Here is a 16,358-nt window from a genome sequence, read left to right as displayed (position 1 = left end):
AGAAAGCAGCGTAAAACATTAAGGAGGTGCAACGTACGATGAAATTGCATGAACTTTCACCAGCACCGGGTTCTCGTAAAGAGGGCTTCCGTAAAGGCCGTGGTATCGGTAGCGGCAACGGTAAGACAGCCGGTCGTGGTCACAAAGGTCAAAATGCTCGTTCCGGTGGTGGCGTTCGCCCAGGGTTCGAGGGCGGACAAAACCCATTGTACCGTCGCTTGCCTAAACGCGGCTTCAACAACCCGTTCCGTAAAGAGTATGCGATTGTGAACATCGATGAGTTGAACAGCTTTGCAGCTGGCACAGAGGTAACACCTGAGCTTCTGCTTGAGCAAGGTATCGTTAAAAACCCACAGAGCGGAATCAAGATCTTGGGCAACGGCGAAATCACTGTTCAGCTTACGGTAAAAGCAAGCAAGTTCTCTCAATCTGCGGTAGAGAAAATCCAGGCTGCCGGCGGTAAAACCGAGGTGATCTAATTGTTCAAGACCGTGTCCAACATTTGGAAAGTGGAAGACCTTCGCAAGCGGATCCTGTTCACGCTGTTCATCCTGTTGGTTTACCGGATCGGTTCCTTTATCCCGGTTCCTGGTGTCAATAAAGATGTATTTACACAAACTGATCAGGCCGGTTCTGAATTGTTTGGTTTGCTTAATACGTTTTCCGGTGGGGCACTGTTCCAGTTCTCGATCTTCGCGATCGGGATCATGCCTTACATTACCTCATCGATCATCGTACAGCTTCTGTCGATGGACGTTATCCCTAAATTCGCCGAATGGGCGAAGGAAGGCGAGAACGGTAAACGTAAACTTGCTCAAATTACTCGTTACGGTACGATTGTTCTTGGTTTAGTCCAAGGTTTTGGTACTGCAATTGGTTTTAACCGGCAATATCAGTACGATATGATTCCTGGTGCAACGGTTACGGATTATATTATGATTGCGATAATTCTGACGGCGGGAACAGCCTTCCTCATGTGGCTCGGTGAGCAGATTACAGAGAGAGGCATCGGCAACGGGATCTCGGTCCTGATCTTTGCCGGTATCGTAGCAGCAATTCCTACACACATTCGCTCGATTTACACAGCGGAGTTTGTTGATGCAAGCAACATCTTCCTGAGCATCATCAAGGTAGTCGTGATTGTAATTGCGATCGTCGCGATTATAGTCGGCGTTATCTTTGTACAACAAGGTATTCGTAAGATTCCGGTACAATACGCTAAACGCGTTGTTGGACGGAAAATGTACGGTGGGCAATCTACCCACATTCCGCTGAAAGTTAACGGTGCAGGTGTTATCCCGGTTATCTTTGCGGTATCGCTTCTGATGTTCCCGGTTACGATCGCGAACTTCTGGTCGACGCATGCTTGGGCAACATGGGTTCAAACTCATATGTACTACGACAAGCCGCTTGGCATGGTGTTGTACGTAATACTGATTATCGCTTTCACGTTCTTCTACACGTTTGTGCAAATCAATCCGGTGCAGATGGCCGATCAAATGAAGAAAAATGGTGGTTATATCCCGGGCATTCGTCCTGGCAAACCGACATCTTCCTACATTACGCGCGTCATGTCGCGGATCACACTCAGCGGAGCGATCTTCCTATCGCTCATCTCGATCTTGCCGGTACTCTTCGGCACGCTCGCTGATTTGCCTCGTGATGTGAAGCTCGGCGGAACCTCGCTGCTAATCGTAATCGGTGTTGCACTGGATACGATGAAGCAAATCGAGACGCAATTGATCAAGCGCCACTACAAAGGGTTTATCAATAAATAACAATAGGTTCGCAAGCGGGCTTCCGCGCATCTAATTGTGTGGCGGGACCCGGCCGAGCCTATTATGTTTAAAGCGAGGAACACGCTAATGAACATCTTATTCATGGGCCCTCCGGGCGCCGGCAAAGGCACACAGGCGGAACGTATCGTGGACACTTTCAGTGTCCCGCACATTTCCACTGGCGATGCTTTCCGTTTAGCAATGAAGCAAGGCACACCTCTTGGTCTGAAGGCGAAAGAATTCGTGGATCAAGGACTTCTTGTCCCGGATGAAATCACGAACGGTATCGTTCGTGAACGTCTCCAACTTGAGGATTGTAATGGCGGCTTCCTGCTGGATGGATTTCCTCGCACGCTGCAACAAGCTGAGGCGCTGGACGGGATGTTGGCTGAAATGGGACGCAGTATCGATCATGTTGTTAACTTGAAGGTTGACCGCGGTCTACTGCTTGCGCGTCTGACCGGTCGTCGCATTTGTAAAGCATGCGGCTCCACTTACCATGTTATGTTCAACCCGCCGAAGCAAGAAGGCGTTTGTGATAAATGCGGCGGCGAGCTGTATCAGCGGTCAGACGATACGGAAGCAAAAGTAGGCACGCGTCTCGACGAATACATCTCCAAAACAGCTCCATTACTTGAGTACTACACAAGTAAAGCCGTTTTGTGCGAAGTAGACGGCGAGAAAGAAATCGACGAAGTTACAGCTGACATCGTTAGCTGCCTGCGGGGAACGGCAGAATGATTATTTGCAAATCCGAATCGGAATTGCAAGTAATGAGAATAGCTGGCCGAATTGTATCGGAGACGCATCGCTTGCTCAAACAAGCTATTCGTCCCGGCATTACGACCAAAGAATTGGACGATATTGCTGAGACGTACATTCGCAGTCAGGACGCAATACCTTCTTTTAAAGGGTACAATCAATTTCCTGCCAGTATCTGCGCTTCTGTAAACAATGAGCTGGTACACGGTATTCCAGGATCACGCAAGCTGAACGATGGCGACATCATCAGTATTGATATTGGCGCACAGTATAAAGGTTACCATGGCGATTCCGCTTGGACCTACGGTGTAGGCAATATTAGTGAAGAGTCCCAGCGACTGCTCGACATTACAGAACAATCGCTCTATGCAGGACTCGCGCTCGTGAAACCGGATGTTCGTTTGTTTACCATCTCGCATGCGATTCAACAAGTGATTGAAGCTGCTGGTTTTTCTGTTGTTCGAGACTTTGTGGGGCATGGCATTGGTGCAGATCTGCACGAAGAACCGCAAATCCCGAATTTCGGATTACCCGATCGCGGACCTCGTCTAAAACCAGGAATGGTGCTGGCGATAGAACCGATGGTCAACATCGGTGAGCGATATGTGCGTACGCTGGAGGATAATTGGACAGTCGTTACACAGGATAACAGCCGGTGCGCTCACTTCGAGCACACGGTTGCCGTCACAGAGGATGGCTGCGAAATCTTAACCCTATCCAGGGAGCAGGCAGGTTGAGTGCATTGGAACATATGCCGGAGATCGGCCGCATAGTTAAGGTCCTTAAAGGAAAAGACGGAGGCTCATACGCCGTCATCATTCAGGTTCTGGATGAACGTTTCGTCCTTGTAGCTGACGGAGACAAGCGGCGCTTCGATCAATCGAAGAAGAAGAACGTACTGCATCTTCTGATGCAACCGGTCGTCAGTCATGAAGTGGCTGACAGCATGCGGGAAACCGGCCGTGTTACTAACGCAAAACTGCGTTACGCAATTCAGAAGGCTGTGCAAGGGAAAGGAGAATGACTATGGCCAAAGAAGACGTCATTGAAGTCGAAGGTACGGTCATCGAACCACTACCTAACGCCATGTTCAAGGTTGAACTTGAGAATGGACACCAAATTCTCGCCCACGTATCGGGCAAACTGAGAATGCATTTTATCCGCATTCTGACAGGAGATAAAGTAGTCATTCAATTGTCGCCTTATGATTTATCTAGAGGACGCATTACCTATCGGAAGTAGGCCATAAAGGCCTGCCGACGAAAGAATTCGGGAGGTAATCACAATGAAGGTTAGACCATCGGTCAAGCCGATTTGCGAGAAATGTAAAGTCATTCGCCGCAAAGGCAATGTTATGGTGATTTGTGAAAATCCGAAACACAAACAAAAACAAGGATAAGGAGGGATAACGATACATGGCACGTATTGCTGGTGTAGACTTACCGCGTGATAAACGCGTTGTCATCGCTCTGACATACATCTTCGGTATTGGCAGAACGACTGCTAATAAAATTCTTAGCACAACCGGTATTAGCGAAAATACTCGCGTTCGTGATCTGACAGAAGATGAAGTCAGCCAACTTCGCGAAACAATCGACAAAACGGTTAAAGTAGAAGGCGACCTTCGCCGTGAAATTTCGCTTAACATCAAACGTCTGATCGAGATCGGCTGCTACCGCGGTGTTCGTCACCGTCGTGGTCTTCCGGTTCGTGGTCAACGGACGAAAACAAATGCTCGTACGCGTAAAGGTCCTCGCCGGACTGTAGCGAACAAGAAGAAATAAGAAGGAGGGATAACCGAAATGGCTAAACCAAAAAAAGTGGTTCGTACGAAACGTCGTGACCGTAAAAATATTGATACTGGCGTAGCGCATATCCGCTCGACATTCAATAATACGATCGTTACGATTACTGATCCGCACGGAAACGCGATTTCTTGGGCAAGCTCGGGTAACCTCGGCTTTAAAGGTTCCCGTAAGAGCACGCCGTTCGCAGCTCAAATGGCTGCTGAATCTGCAGCAAAAGCGGCAATGGAACACGGTATGAAAACTGTCGAAGTAATGGTTAAAGGTCCTGGCGCAGGCCGTGAAGCAGCAATTCGTTCGCTTCAAGCTGCAGGTCTGGAAGTTAACCTTATTAAAGACGTTACTCCAGTTCCGCACAACGGATGCCGCCCGCCAAAACGTCGTCGCGTATAGTCAATTTTTGTGGTATCAAATGACTACAACTTGTGAATAATGGTTGTGAAGGTTTGCCATACTACATGATTTGACTACTTATGCGATAATGGTAACGGAGCGACGTTTTGAGGGAGGGTACTATTGTGATTGAGATCGAAAAGCCGAAAATCGAAACCGTAGAACTAAACGAGGATGGCACGTACGGAAGGTTCGTCGTTGAACCGCTTGAACGTGGATACGGAGCAACGCTCGGGAATTCGCTTCGCCGGATTCTGTTGTCGTCGCTGCCTGGTGCAGCGGTAACCTCTGTTCAAATCGATGGTGTACTTCACGAGTTCTCTACGGTTCCAGGTGTGATGGAGGACGTTACCGAAATCATCCTGAATCTCAAAGGCCTCTCGCTGAAAATCCATTCCGACGAAGAGAAGGTATTGGAGATTGACGCGGAAGGCGATGGCAACGTTACGGCTGGCGATATTCGCGCAGACAGCGATGTCGAGATTTTAAGCCCTGATCTTCATATCGCGACGCTGGCCTCCGGTGCACGGCTCCACATGCGGGTATTTGCTAATCGCGGACGCGGTTATGTGCAAGCAGATCGGAATAAACGGGAAGACCAACCAATCGGCGTCATTCCTGTTGATTCGATCTACACACCGATTACTCGTGTAAACTACTCGGTTGAGAACACTCGTGTTGGTCAAGTGACTAACTACGATAAGCTCACACTTGAAGTTTGGACCGACGGAAGCATTCGTCCGGAAGAGGCTGTAAGCCTCGGCGCCAAAATTTTGACTGAGCATCTGGATCTGTTCGTCGGTCTGACTGACGAAGCGAAAGATGCTGAGATCATGGTTGAAAAAGAAGAAGACAAGAAAGAGAAAGTACTTGAGATGACGATCGAAGAGCTCGATCTCTCGGTACGTTCTTATAACTGTCTGAAACGTGCAGGTATCAACACCGTCCAAGAGCTGATCACGAAAACGGAAGAAGACATGATGAAAGTCCGTAACCTCGGACGCAAGTCTTTGGAAGAAGTTCAAGAAAAGCTCGAAGAACTGGGTCTTGGCCTCCGCATGGAAGAATAAAAAGCAGCGTAGACTAAAGGTCGATAGACTGTTTTAAGGAGGGGAAAATCGATGGCATATTCAAAATTGAGCCGTGACGCAAGTTCGCGGAAAGCATTGTTCCGTGACCTCGTTACAGACTTGTTCTTGTATGAGCGCATTCAAACGACTGAGGCGAAAGCAAAAGAGCTTCGTCCAATCGCTGAGAAGCTAATCACACTTGCAAAACGTGGTGATCTGCACGCTCGTCGTCAAGTTGCAGCTTTCGTTCGCCGTGAGTCTTTGGTTGCTGGTGAACAGGATGCAATTCAAAAATTGTTCTCCGAACTGGCTACCCGTTACTCGGAACGTCCGGGCGGATATACGCGTATTTTGAAACTAGGACCACGTCGCGGTGACGCGGCACCTATGGTTTACTTGGAACTGGTGGATCGCGCGTAGCAAGAAGAAACGGCTGGCGACATAACTGGCGCCCGCGAAAGTTTCTTTCGGAAAGGGTGGACCTTGCGGCCACCTTTTTTTGTTGCCCTTGATACCGTGCATAAGGGGGACCATATGGGATGAAGAACATACGGATGGTTGTCAGCTATGTAGGCACGCATTACCATGGCTTTCAAACGCAGCCCATCGGAAATACGGTGCAAGACGTGCTTGTGCAGGCGATTCATGTGTTGACCGGCGAGAAAGTGAATATCGTGGCATCCGGAAGAACGGATGCAGGTGTGCATGCGAGGGGTCAGGTGTTTAACTTCATCACCTCCTCGCCAATTCCGATCGGACGCTGGGCGCTAGCCTTGAACTCTCGATTGCCGGGTGACATCGCCATCTTAAAGGCCGATGAAGTGCCGCTTGATTTTCATTCGAGCTACAGCGCGAAACGAAAAACGTATCGCTACTCCATCGACACCAATAAGTTTGCAGATGTATTCGAACGGGATTACCGGTTTCATTATCCCATGCCTCTTCGCTTGTCCGAGATGAGGGAAGCATTGTCTAAAGTGGTAGGCAAGCATGATTTCACTTCCTTTGCTTCGCAGCGTTCTACGAAGCGCTCACATGTGCGAACGATTCTTGAAGCAAGAATCGAGCAAGGTGAGGGGAAACTGGATCTATTTGTGACAGGTGATGGCTTTCTCTATAACATGGTGAGGATTATTGTGGGCACCTTACTATGGGTAGGGGAAGGGAAGCTGTCCGTATCGGATTTTGAGCGCATTCTTGAAGCGAAGGACCGCACTGCGGCCGGACCGACAGCGATGGCTCACGGTCTGATGCTCTGGGAAGTTTCCTACGACGATTGACGAGTATTACCAGTGCTCTGAGGGCATAAAGCCTAAACAAATAGCTTGCACTTGTTAATCCTATGTTGTAGAATATAACTTGTGCTTTCTTAGTGGCTCTCCCACAGCCCCGACTGAGATCGCCAACCAACAATAGCATTTTTGAATGGAATCGAGCCGGTTACAGATGATGGCTTTGAGAAGACCCTTGGTCGATCCACCATTCATCTCTAACGGAACCGTAACATTATAAATTAGAACCACCAATGTTTGAATGAACAAGGAGGAACATCCATGCGCATTACCTATATGGCAAAGTCCAGCGAAGTTGATCGCAAATGGTTTGTCATTGACGCAGAAGGCAAAACGCTTGGTCGCTTAGCGAGCGAAGCTGCTAGCCTGATCCGCGGCAAGCACAAACCAACATTTACTCCACACGTTGATACTGGTGATTTCGTAGTTATCATCAACGCGGAGAAAATTCACCTTACTGGTAAAAAACTTCAAAACAAAATGTACTACCGTCACTCCATGTACCAAGGCGGACTTAAAGTAACTCCGGCTCAGGACATGATCAAGAACAAACCAGAGCAAGTATTGGAACAAGCTATCCACGGCATGCTTCCAAAGAACCGTCTTGGCGATAAAATGAAGATGAAGCTCAAAGTTTATGCCGGACCAGAACATCCACATCAAGCACAAAATCCAGAAGTTTACGAACTTCGCGGGTAAATAGAGGGAGGACAGTTTCATGGCACAAGTTCAATACTATGGAACCGGTCGTCGTAAACACTCTGTAGCACGTGTACGTCTCGTGCCGGGTGAAGGACGAATCATTATTAACAAACGTGACTTGAATGATTACTTCGGTCTGGAAACACTGAAGCTGATCGTTAAACAACCGCTTGCTCTTACTGAGACTGCAAGCAAATACGATATCTTGGTTATCGCACACGGCGGCGGTATCTCCGGTCAAGCCGGCGCTATCCGTCACGGTATCTCCCGTGCTCTGCTTAAAGCAGATCCGGAATTCCGTCCAGCTTTGAAACGTGCAGGATTCTTGACTCGTGACCCACGTATGAAAGAGCGTAAAAAATACGGTCTTAAAGCGGCACGTCGCGCGCCACAATTCTCCAAACGTTAATATCGACTTACAAAAATGCCTTCTCTGCTTGCAGAGGAGGCATTTTTTTCATATTCCGGATATCATTTAAAAATATTGAACAAATGAAGCAATCGACGTATAATTTAATGTAGATTAGTTTACTAGGAATTTGAATATGGAGGTCAACACCATGAACTTGTTTGAAAAGGAAGCACTCATCAAGCAAAAAGCGGAAGAATTGGAAACAGCAACGCCGCAGGAGATTATTAAATTCGCGGTTGAAACTTTCCCGAACATTACCTTTGCCTGCAGTTTTGGCGCGGAAGATGTCGTACTTGTCGATATGCTGCAAAAAATCAGCCCGAAAACAGATATTTTCTATCTGGACACGGACTTCCACTTTAAAGAAACGTACGAAACACGCGATAAAATGGCAGAGCTCTACAACCTTAGCTTTGTCGAAGTAAAGCCTTTGATCACGCCGGAAGAGCAAGCTGCTCAATATGGAGAAGAGCTATGGAAAAGCAATGCCAACCAGTGCTGTGACATCCGGAAGGTTCAACCGTTGACTCAGATCCTTTCCAAATACGAAGCATGGATTACGGGTATCCGCCGTGACCAAGCACCTACGCGTGCAAATGCGAAGAAGATTGAATATGATACGAAGTTCGGACTCGTGAAATTCAATCCGATTGCAAATTGGTCGTCTGAAGATGTATGGGACTATATCCGTACGAACAATGTGTACTACAATCCGCTTCATGACAATCACTATCCGAGCATCGGATGTGAGCACTGTACTCGTCAGGTTATGCCTGGTGAAGATCCACGTGCCGGCCGTTGGTCGGGTCAAGAAAAAACAGAATGCGGATTGCATAAATAAGAGGAGGCTTTCAGAGCATGAGCAGCATTAAGCCACATGGCGGCGTACTCATCAACCGAGTCGCAAGCGGAGCTGAGCGCGATGCGCTGCTGGCAGAAGCGGCAGCATTACCGGTCATCGTTGTAAACACTTGGGCAATATCGGACTTGGACCTGATCGGAGTCGGCGCTTTCTCGCCGCTTACCGGTTTCTTGAATGAAGCAGACTATCGCTCGGTCGTTGAACGTATGCGCCTTGCAGACGGCACGGTATGGAGCATTCCGATTACACTGGCAGTAGAAGAGGCGAAAGCTTCTGAATTGTCCACAGGGCAGCGCGCAGCGCTTGTAGGCGAAGATGGTACCGTTTACGGCGTTATCGATATCGAAAGCATCTACAGCGTTGATCTGAAGCATGAAGCTGTAAATGTGTATAAGACGGATGACATCGAGCACCCGGGAGTTGCGAAAACCTACAGCCGTCCTAATACGTATGTTGGCGGACCGATTACGGTTCTTAATCGTCCGGTACCTGAGAAGTTCAATGAGTTCTATTTTGATCCATCTGAGACAAGACGGATCTTCGCGGAGAAAGGCTGGCGTACCGTTGTCGGCTTCCAAACGCGTAACCCGGTACACCGTGCACATGAGTATATTCAGAAGTGTGCGATGGAAATCGTAGATGCGCTATTCTTGAACCCACTTGTAGGCGAAACCAAATCGGATGATGTGCCTGCAAACGTTCGGATGAAAAGCTACATCGCGCTGCTGGAGAACTATTATCCGGCAGATCGGACGTTCCTTGGCGTGTTCCCGGCGGCTATGCGCTATGCGGGTCCTCGCGAAGCGATCTTCCATGCGATGGTTCGCAAAAACTACGGCTGTACGCACTTCATCGTTGGTCGCGACCACGCAGGTGTAGGCGACTACTACGGCACGTATGAAGCGCAGGATCTGCTTCGTTCCTTTACAGCTGATGAGCTTGGCATTATTCCACTTTATTTCGAACACAGCTTCTTCTGCACGAAATGCGGCAATATGGCGTCGAGCAAAACTTGTCCGCATGACAAAGAGAGTCATTTGACGTTGTCGGGTACGAAAGTTCGCGCATTGCTGCGTGATGGCGTTTGCCCGCCGCCGGAATTCTCACGACCGGAAGTTGCTAAAATTCTTATCGAAGGCATGGCTGAGCAGCCTGTTAATTAATAGGTTACCGCACAAAACGCTTTTGATCGCCTACAGCAGGCGGCAAAGGCGTTTTGTGCTTCGCTTCCGTGCAAATGAATTTCCTGCAACATCCGGTAAATATGCATTTATGCATGGGGTTGTTCGCATAACAAGCCATCTCGTCCCATAAGATGATAAAGAGTACAGGACAGACTCCTGTGCACGATCATCGGATGGAGATTGGGGTGGCTTTTGGTATGCGCGGAGTTCGGAAACGTTTCGTCATCTGGATCACGTATCGCGGTGCTGTACGCATTTCTCTTGGCGTGGTGGCGGTTATCCTGACTGTTATTCTGCTCACGCAGGAGGTGCCAGCCACGCGCACCTGGACGTATTGGACCCTCCCATTATCCGGCAAGGTGATTGCCATCGATGCCGGACACGGCGGTGTAGATGGCGGAGCGGTCAGCAAGCAGGGCATGGTGGAGAAGGATTTAAATTTAGCCATCGCTCTGCAGCTGAGAGATTATTTACAACAAGCCGGCGCAATCGTAGTTATGACTCGAGAAGGGGATTACGATCTGGCAGAGGAAGGTACGTCGAAGATAAGCAAGCGTAAGACACAGGACTTAGTTAATCGCGCTAAGTTTGTCAAAGATAAGAATGCCACCATGCTGCTCAGCATTCATATGAACAGCATCCCGTCCCCTCGTTGGTCGGGGGCACAGACTTTCTTTTATCCGAATTTACCGGAGAATGCGGTCCTTGCTTCGTTGATCCAGGATGAAATTCGGCGCAATCTTGCGAATACCGAGCGGGTGGCTGCGACTGTGAACTCGGTGTATTTGCTCAAAGCGATGGATGAAGTTCCGAGCGCCTTAGTGGAGGTTGGGTTCTTATCTAACCCTGGTGAAGCGGCACGACTTGCAGACGGGGAGTACCAGAAGAAGGTTGCGGCTTCGATCTATCAGGGGGTTCTTCGTTTTACCGCCGGTGAGAAATGGGGATCAGCTTCGGGCACGGAACCGAGTGAACCCAAATAACCGCGGCTTGGAACAGGGTCTTGGTCTTGTTATAATGAAGCGAGTACATACACACCTAACAATATAAGCACTTATTCAAGGACAAGAGGAGACGGTTGAATATGTTGACCCGCATAGAAGCTTTAGCGGCCGCCGAGTCTGCGGCGGCCCCATATATGGCGGAAGGGGCGATTTCCTTCCGCGATGTGATGGTTAAGGAGGACCGTCACGTATCCATGACGGTCCTTGGGGCTAGCGCGAGCGCCGAGCGCGCGCTCGAGGCTGCGCTGCGAGCAGCGCTTGCCGCCGCCGGGGCCGAAACCGCGCACTTCCGGTTTCGTGCCGGCGAAGGCGCGCCTGCGGCGCAGCAGCCCGCGGCAGCGCAGCCGCAGGCTGCAGCCTCCGGCCCCGTACGTGGGCACGGGGCCGGGCTGGAGGCACATCCGCTGCTCAGCAGCAGCAGCGGGGTGCAGTTCATTGCCGTCGCCAGCGGCAAGGGCGGCGTCGGCAAATCCACGGTGACCGTCAATCTCGCGGTCGCCTTAGCCCGCAAGGGCAAACGCGTCGGCATCATCGACGCGGATATTTACGGCTTTAGCGTGCCCGATATGATGGGCATCGAAGATCGCCCGCAGATCGTGAATGAGCGCGTCATCCCGATCGAGAAATTCGGCGTGCGCGTCATGTCGATGGGCTTCTTCGTGGAAGACAATGCGCCTATCGTATGGCGTGGACCGATGCTGGGCAAGATGCTCCGCAACTTCTTCGCGGAGATCGAGTGGGGCGAACTGGACTACCTGCTGCTTGATTTGCCGCCGGGTACAGGAGACGTTGCGCTGGATGTGCATCAGCTGATCCCGCAAAGCAAAGAAATCATCGTCACGACGCCGCACGCGACGGCTGCGTTTGTTGCTGCGCGCGCAGGAGCGATGGCGATTAAGACCGAACATGAAATCATCGGAATCATCGAGAACATGTCCTACTTTGTAAGCAAGAGCGGCGAGCATGAATATGTATTCGGACGCGGAGGCGGCGCAAGGCTGGCCGAATCGCTTAATGCCGAGCTCATGGCTCAAATCCCGCTAGGCGCGCCGGACAACCATCCGTCCGAGCCGGATTTCTCCCCTTCGGTATACAAGGCGGATACGGAGAACGGCCGTATTTACCTAGACATCGCCGACCGCGTTATCGCGAAATGCGAAGCATAATCATTTTTCACCAATTAAATCATGCTTCACCCCTTAAAAAAGCCGGTATTCCCCACACAATCGTGGGAGAATACCGGCTTTTTATCCGTTCATCAACCGCCTTGATCACTCATACCGCTGTCACCTTCGCCACCGCTTTCGCCTTCACCGCCGCCTTCGCCTTCTCCTTCACCGCCACCTTCGCCGCCGCCTTTATCGCCGCCTTCTTTTTCCTTCGTGACCTTCTCGTCCGGCTTAGGCTTAAGCTCTTCCTGAACGGCCTTCTTGAGCAGGTCCAGAATTTCAAGACGGAACAGAGGATTTTGCATGGATTCCTGCATGAGCGACATCGTCTGTTTCCGGTATTGCGTGCTTTGCAGCACTTCAAGGATCATTTTGTCCATTTCCGGACTCTTCATCACTTGAATGAGGTCCTTTTGGTACGTTGGATCCTTCAGCAGATCCTTATGAATCTGTTTGTTTTGCTTATTTACGGCTTTCGCAAATTCTCCCGCAAAACGAGGATCCGTCATCAACTTCTCAATAACCTTGCTGTACTCCGGCGCCACCAGAGTTTCTTTGACGGCTAGTCGAACCTGCTCTTGATCCTGTACGGAGAGCGACCGGAGGCTGGAGCCGTTGTTACCGCTTGTGGCGGAAGCCGATTCCTGTAACGCCTTTTGTGCGTCCTCGGTTTTGAGTATGTCAATTACCATAGACTTCATGTCTTTATAGCTGATCGGCTCGCTTGATGCGCTGGATTGTTGCGTACCACAGCTTGACAGGCTGAATGTCAGGACAATGAGGGCACCAAGCCATGTAATTCGTTTAACCATGCTGTCAGTGTCTCCCTTCTGAAAAAGCAACTGTTTCTGTGTGTAGTATGCGACAATGTTCATCGTATTATCATGGAAGCGGCATGGCTTTTTGTATGGGACATGGTAAAATGAAGGGTAGTTTCGGCATATTCGGAAACGCTGGCGATAATCGCCTGAAACATAACGGATTCAACAATCTCAACAAACCTGTAGGAGTGGAAAATAGTGAACTTGCGCAAATTGTTTTTCTTATTTTGGAGCACGATGGCCGTCGGCGGTGTTGTAACCATCGTTGTCGGAAGTATCATGCAATGGACAGATGCTTCATTTGGCTTCATGGGACTGGAGGCAGCAGGCTTTAATGCCGCCATGATGGCACTGGTCGGCCTGCTCTTCGGCGCATTCAGTCAAATGGGCTTCTTTGCTTACATGACCTTGAATTACATCGCACTTAGCGTCATCCGCAGAAACTACATGTGGAACGCACTACAAGCCTATACAACGTTGTTTGCACTTGGCGGGATCGGTTACTTGCTTTACCAGGATCGCGTGAAGCTGGACAACAATTGGATATTCTGGGTGCTTCCGCTTGGACTGGGACTTGCATCATGGGCAGTGGCGTACTACAAAGCCAAGCTAACAAACAATAATGCATTCATTCCGACGTTGTTCCTACAAGTTGTAGTTACACTGCTCGAAGCATGGCCAAGCATCAGAGGCGAGGAAAGCAATGTAACGGCAATGATATTTATGATCATCCCAATGTTCGTGTGTAATGCCTACCAAATCTTGTGGCTTCACAAGCTGGTGCGCAAACAACAAACAACCGACTCCGCATCAGATGCGAAGCCGGCTGTATAAGCTGCTGCATTTATTGTACGGCCAAAGCATCTAGCTGCTGCTCGAACATCGCAGTTTTATCCTGCACCGTTTTACCTTGGAGCTCAGTTTGGGCGATTAATTCCGATACCGTTACAAATTCATAGCCCTTGGAGCGCAGCTGATCGATAATGGCCGGCAGCGCTTCGTGGGTTTGCTTCACGGAATCGCTGGCGTGCATCAGGATGATATCCCCGGGATGCGCTTTGCTGACGACGCGATTGATGATTTTATCCGTGCCGATATTCATCCAGTCGAGGGAGTCGGTGTCCCATTGAATGACTTTGTAGTTCATTTGCTCGGCAATGCGAAGTACACGTTTGTCAAAATCCCCATTAGGCATACGGATCAAGCTAGGCGTTTTACCGGTAACTTGAGTCAAAATCGTTTGAGCCGTTTCGATCTGGCTGCGAATTTCCTCATCGCTGAACGTGCTGTAGTTGTCATGCTTGTGACCGTGACTGCCGATTTCATAACCGCCATCGACGATCTTCTTTACGATATCGGGGTGGGTCTGACTCCAAGGCGAAGAGAGGAAGAAGGTGACGTTCTTCACGCCTTTCTCTTTCAATACCTCTAGAATCGGTTCTGTTCGTTTCTCCCCCCAGCTGATGTCAAACGTCAGGGCGATAACCTTCTTATCTGTTGGCACGCTGTAGATGGCCGCAGGCTGGTTGGGAGCGAACACGGTAATATTGTCCTTCTCCGCGTAAATAACGCCCGCAGCAAACAGAATACCTACGGTGACTAGAAAGTAACGCTTCAGTTTCCGTCCGTTCATCACATAAAACATATTCATTACAATTGCACTCCTCTCCAATAAGGGCTTGTTCTAGTACAATCTATGCTCGTACCAACAACTTATTCTTGTTATCCCAAAAACAGCCCAAAGAGGTGACCCCGGCTTATGTTTTCGCCTAAAGAAATGCTTCGCCATTTGCAGTCGATGCGGCATTATATCGCGTTCAGCACTATATTTTTGTTAGCCGGCATCGTTGTAGGTGCAACAAATCCTGCATTAGATGCCTTTATCAACAGTCAACTAAGCGGTCTGAAAGGTGTCGCGGAAAATATTGATTCAAGCTCGCACCCGACCTTATTCTTAATGCTGTTTATTTTCTTCAATAATGCCATTAAAGCCATTCTCGTCATGTATGTAGGCTCACTGTTCGGACTCGTCCCCATTGCGTTCCTGGCTATTAACGGTATGCTGCTCGGTTACTTGGTCCACAAGACAGCCGAACAGGGGAATGAAGCCGTATTTACGATCGTGTTTAAGGGATTGCTGCCGCACGGCATCATCGAGATTGCGGCAATCATTATTGCTTGTGCGTATGGTTTACGGTTCGGCAGAATGATGCTTCAGGGGCTTGGTACCCTCTTTACGAAGCGCAAGGGCTGGGGGCAGGAACTTGAGCTATTCGTCATGCGGACACTGCCGGTCATGGTTTTAATTGTGGTTATGTTGATTGTTGCGGCTGTTATTGAGAGTACGGTAACAGTTTGGTTGCTTAGTTAGTAATAAATTTCCAATTATTTGAGCATAACAATAAAGCGGCGTTTATCGTGACATGCGATAAACGCCGTTTTTCTACATTATGGGATTTAACGGTATTTATAATTTCCATAATGTCTTTGGGACTTGCTGCGCCGCCGTATAGGCCGGCGAAAGTCGTTTCTTCTTGGGCTGATTATTTGAAGGGGGCCACCAACGGTTATGCTCGGAATTCTGTTCAACGACAAAGAATGTAAAGAACTCGACTACGTACTACGCAAAGAACTCGACGAAATGCTGCTCGATTTGAACGATTCCCGGCTAGATGGCGATATTAAAACCGCGATTGCCAAACGCTACAAAGTCATTTTCCGCATGTATGCCCGTATTGCTTCCCCGAAAGAGCTGTCCCGTTACGCATTAAATATGCGTACATACCGCTGATATCAACGGTTTTTCAAAGGGTTATAAACATGTGGATAAAAAAATCAAAAAACCCCTTGCATTGTTTATAAGGCATGTGATATATTAATCAAGTCGCCGCTGAGACACGGGCGAATGAACAACGGAATTTGTTCTTTGAAAACTGAACAATGAGCGACCAGTCAAATGGTTATAAATCGCGAAACTAACGTTTCGCAAAGCTAGTTTTTTGAATGAGCTACCAAGCGAATTCTTAAAAATGGCCAAGCCTTCGGGCTTACCACTTTTATGGAGAGTTTGATCCTGGCTCAGGACGAACGCTGGCGGCGTGCCT

At 49.2% G+C, this 16,358-nt stretch carries 24 protein-coding genes; 21 read left to right on the top strand and 3 right to left on the bottom strand.

Annotated features, from left to right (window positions below; genetic code table 11):
• Nucleotides 1–38 precede the first annotated feature (38 nt).
• The 18 genes from rplO (at nucleotide 39) to I8J30_RS28810 (ending at nucleotide 12,430) form a co-directional block, all read left to right on the top strand.
• Complete coding sequence (gene rplO / locus I8J30_RS28895; RefSeq protein WP_090986306.1) at nucleotides 39–479, top strand: 50S ribosomal protein L15; 441 nt, start codon at nucleotides 39–41, stop codon at nucleotides 477–479.
• Nucleotides 480–1,778: a preprotein translocase subunit SecY gene (gene secY, locus I8J30_RS28890; protein WP_210663949.1), complete on the top strand. Its 1,299-nt coding sequence runs from the start codon at nucleotides 480–482 to the stop codon at nucleotides 1,776–1,778.
• A gap of 87 nt (nucleotides 1,779–1,865) precedes the next feature.
• A complete protein-coding gene (locus I8J30_RS28885; RefSeq protein ID WP_090986302.1) occupies nucleotides 1,866–2,519 on the top strand; it encodes an adenylate kinase in 654 nt (217 codons plus the stop codon).
• Complete coding sequence (gene map, locus I8J30_RS28880; RefSeq protein WP_210663948.1) at nucleotides 2,516–3,277, top strand: type I methionyl aminopeptidase; 762 nt, start codon at nucleotides 2,516–2,518, stop codon at nucleotides 3,275–3,277. The genes I8J30_RS28885 and map overlap by 4 nt, the downstream gene beginning before the upstream one ends.
• Before the next feature lie 14 nt (nucleotides 3,278–3,291).
• Nucleotides 3,292–3,564, top strand: coding sequence for a KOW domain-containing RNA-binding protein (locus I8J30_RS28875; RefSeq protein WP_090986392.1), 273 nt, complete (start codon nucleotides 3,292–3,294; stop codon nucleotides 3,562–3,564).
• Between the two features lie 2 nt (nucleotides 3,565–3,566).
• Nucleotides 3,567–3,782 (top strand): translation initiation factor IF-1, encoded by a 216-nt coding sequence (infA, locus tag I8J30_RS28870; protein ID WP_015847200.1) that lies wholly within the window; start codon nucleotides 3,567–3,569, stop codon nucleotides 3,780–3,782.
• Between the two features lie 43 nt (nucleotides 3,783–3,825).
• The gene (gene rpmJ, locus I8J30_RS28865; RefSeq protein ID WP_003333770.1) at nucleotides 3,826–3,939 is read left to right on the top strand and encodes a 50S ribosomal protein L36; all 114 of its coding nucleotides are present in this window, start codon (nucleotides 3,826–3,828) and stop codon (nucleotides 3,937–3,939) included.
• Between the two features lie 16 nt (nucleotides 3,940–3,955).
• A complete protein-coding gene (gene rpsM / locus I8J30_RS28860; RefSeq protein WP_091225571.1) occupies nucleotides 3,956–4,324 on the top strand; it encodes a 30S ribosomal protein S13 in 369 nt (122 codons plus the stop codon).
• An 18-nt stretch (nucleotides 4,325–4,342) separates the two neighbouring features.
• A complete protein-coding gene (gene rpsK, locus I8J30_RS28855; RefSeq protein WP_090986296.1) occupies nucleotides 4,343–4,738 on the top strand; it encodes a 30S ribosomal protein S11 in 396 nt (131 codons plus the stop codon).
• Nucleotides 4,739–4,863: 125 nt separating this feature from the next.
• On the top strand, nucleotides 4,864–5,808 hold the full coding sequence (locus I8J30_RS28850; RefSeq protein ID WP_090986294.1) for a DNA-directed RNA polymerase subunit alpha: 945 nt from the start codon (nucleotides 4,864–4,866) through the stop codon (nucleotides 5,806–5,808).
• Between the two features lie 51 nt (nucleotides 5,809–5,859).
• Nucleotides 5,860–6,228 (top strand): 50S ribosomal protein L17, encoded by a 369-nt coding sequence (rplQ, locus tag I8J30_RS28845; RefSeq protein ID WP_090583277.1) that lies wholly within the window; start codon nucleotides 5,860–5,862, stop codon nucleotides 6,226–6,228.
• A gap of 119 nt (nucleotides 6,229–6,347) precedes the next feature.
• On the top strand, nucleotides 6,348–7,088 hold the full coding sequence (gene truA, locus I8J30_RS28840) for a tRNA pseudouridine(38-40) synthase TruA (protein WP_210663947.1): 741 nt from the start codon (nucleotides 6,348–6,350) through the stop codon (nucleotides 7,086–7,088).
• Nucleotides 7,089–7,361: 273 nt separating this feature from the next.
• On the top strand, nucleotides 7,362–7,799 hold the full coding sequence (rplM, locus tag I8J30_RS28835) for a 50S ribosomal protein L13 (RefSeq protein WP_091225573.1): 438 nt from the start codon (nucleotides 7,362–7,364) through the stop codon (nucleotides 7,797–7,799).
• Between the two features lie 19 nt (nucleotides 7,800–7,818).
• On the top strand, nucleotides 7,819–8,211 hold the full coding sequence (rpsI, locus tag I8J30_RS28830) for a 30S ribosomal protein S9 (protein ID WP_090986288.1): 393 nt from the start codon (nucleotides 7,819–7,821) through the stop codon (nucleotides 8,209–8,211).
• A gap of 151 nt (nucleotides 8,212–8,362) precedes the next feature.
• Nucleotides 8,363–9,055 carry a phosphoadenylyl-sulfate reductase gene (locus I8J30_RS28825; RefSeq protein WP_210663946.1) on the top strand — a complete coding sequence of 231 codons (693 nt, stop codon included), beginning with the start codon at nucleotides 8,363–8,365 and terminating at the stop codon, nucleotides 9,053–9,055.
• 17 nt (nucleotides 9,056–9,072) lie between these two features.
• Entirely contained in the window at nucleotides 9,073–10,239 is a 1,167-nt protein-coding gene (gene sat / locus I8J30_RS28820) for a sulfate adenylyltransferase (protein ID WP_210663945.1), read from the top strand.
• Between the two features lie 218 nt (nucleotides 10,240–10,457).
• Nucleotides 10,458–11,243, top strand: a complete 786-nt coding sequence (cwlD, locus tag I8J30_RS28815) for an N-acetylmuramoyl-L-alanine amidase CwlD (RefSeq protein ID WP_210663944.1) — start codon at nucleotides 10,458–10,460, stop codon at nucleotides 11,241–11,243.
• Nucleotides 11,244–11,344: 101 nt separating this feature from the next.
• Complete coding sequence (locus tag I8J30_RS28810; protein ID WP_210663943.1) at nucleotides 11,345–12,430, top strand: P-loop NTPase; 1,086 nt, start codon at nucleotides 11,345–11,347, stop codon at nucleotides 12,428–12,430.
• A gap of 92 nt (nucleotides 12,431–12,522) precedes the next feature.
• Here the strand turns inward: I8J30_RS28810 and gerD are convergent, their stop codons facing one another.
• The gene (gene gerD / locus I8J30_RS28805; RefSeq protein WP_091225578.1) at nucleotides 12,523–13,245 is read right to left on the bottom strand and encodes a spore germination lipoprotein GerD; all 723 of its coding nucleotides are present in this window, start codon (nucleotides 13,243–13,245) and stop codon (nucleotides 12,523–12,525) included.
• Nucleotides 13,246–13,452: 207 nt separating this feature from the next.
• On the opposite strand from gerD, the gene I8J30_RS28800 reads away from it, so the two are divergent.
• Complete coding sequence (locus I8J30_RS28800; RefSeq protein WP_338044973.1) at nucleotides 13,453–14,088, top strand: KinB-signaling pathway activation protein; 636 nt, start codon at nucleotides 13,453–13,455, stop codon at nucleotides 14,086–14,088.
• Nucleotides 14,089–14,098: 10 nt separating this feature from the next.
• On the opposite strand, the gene pdaB is transcribed toward I8J30_RS28800, so the two are convergent.
• A complete protein-coding gene (gene pdaB / locus I8J30_RS28795) occupies nucleotides 14,099–14,905 on the bottom strand; it encodes a polysaccharide deacetylase family sporulation protein PdaB (protein WP_210663942.1) in 807 nt (268 codons plus the stop codon).
• Nucleotides 14,906–15,013: 108 nt separating this feature from the next.
• On the opposite strand from pdaB, the gene I8J30_RS28790 reads away from it, so the two are divergent.
• Together I8J30_RS28790 and I8J30_RS28785 are read left to right on the top strand one after the other, a co-directional pair.
• Nucleotides 15,014–15,625, top strand: a complete 612-nt coding sequence (locus I8J30_RS28790) for a stage II sporulation protein M (protein WP_210663941.1) — start codon at nucleotides 15,014–15,016, stop codon at nucleotides 15,623–15,625.
• Between the two features lie 198 nt (nucleotides 15,626–15,823).
• Nucleotides 15,824–16,045: a hypothetical protein gene (locus I8J30_RS28785; RefSeq protein ID WP_090986273.1), complete on the top strand. Its 222-nt coding sequence runs from the start codon at nucleotides 15,824–15,826 to the stop codon at nucleotides 16,043–16,045.
• Nucleotides 16,046–16,129: 84 nt separating this feature from the next.
• On the opposite strand, the gene I8J30_RS28780 is transcribed toward I8J30_RS28785, so the two are convergent.
• On the bottom strand, nucleotides 16,130–16,358 hold a 229-nt coding region (locus I8J30_RS28780), incomplete at its 5' end, for a hypothetical protein (protein ID WP_210663940.1).

The organism is Paenibacillus lignilyticus (genome assembly GCF_017942085.1).
GTDB classification, from domain to species: domain Bacteria; phylum Bacillota; class Bacilli; order Paenibacillales; family Paenibacillaceae; genus Paenibacillus_Z; species Paenibacillus_Z lignilyticus.
This window is presented reverse-complemented; position numbering and strand designations above follow the sequence as displayed.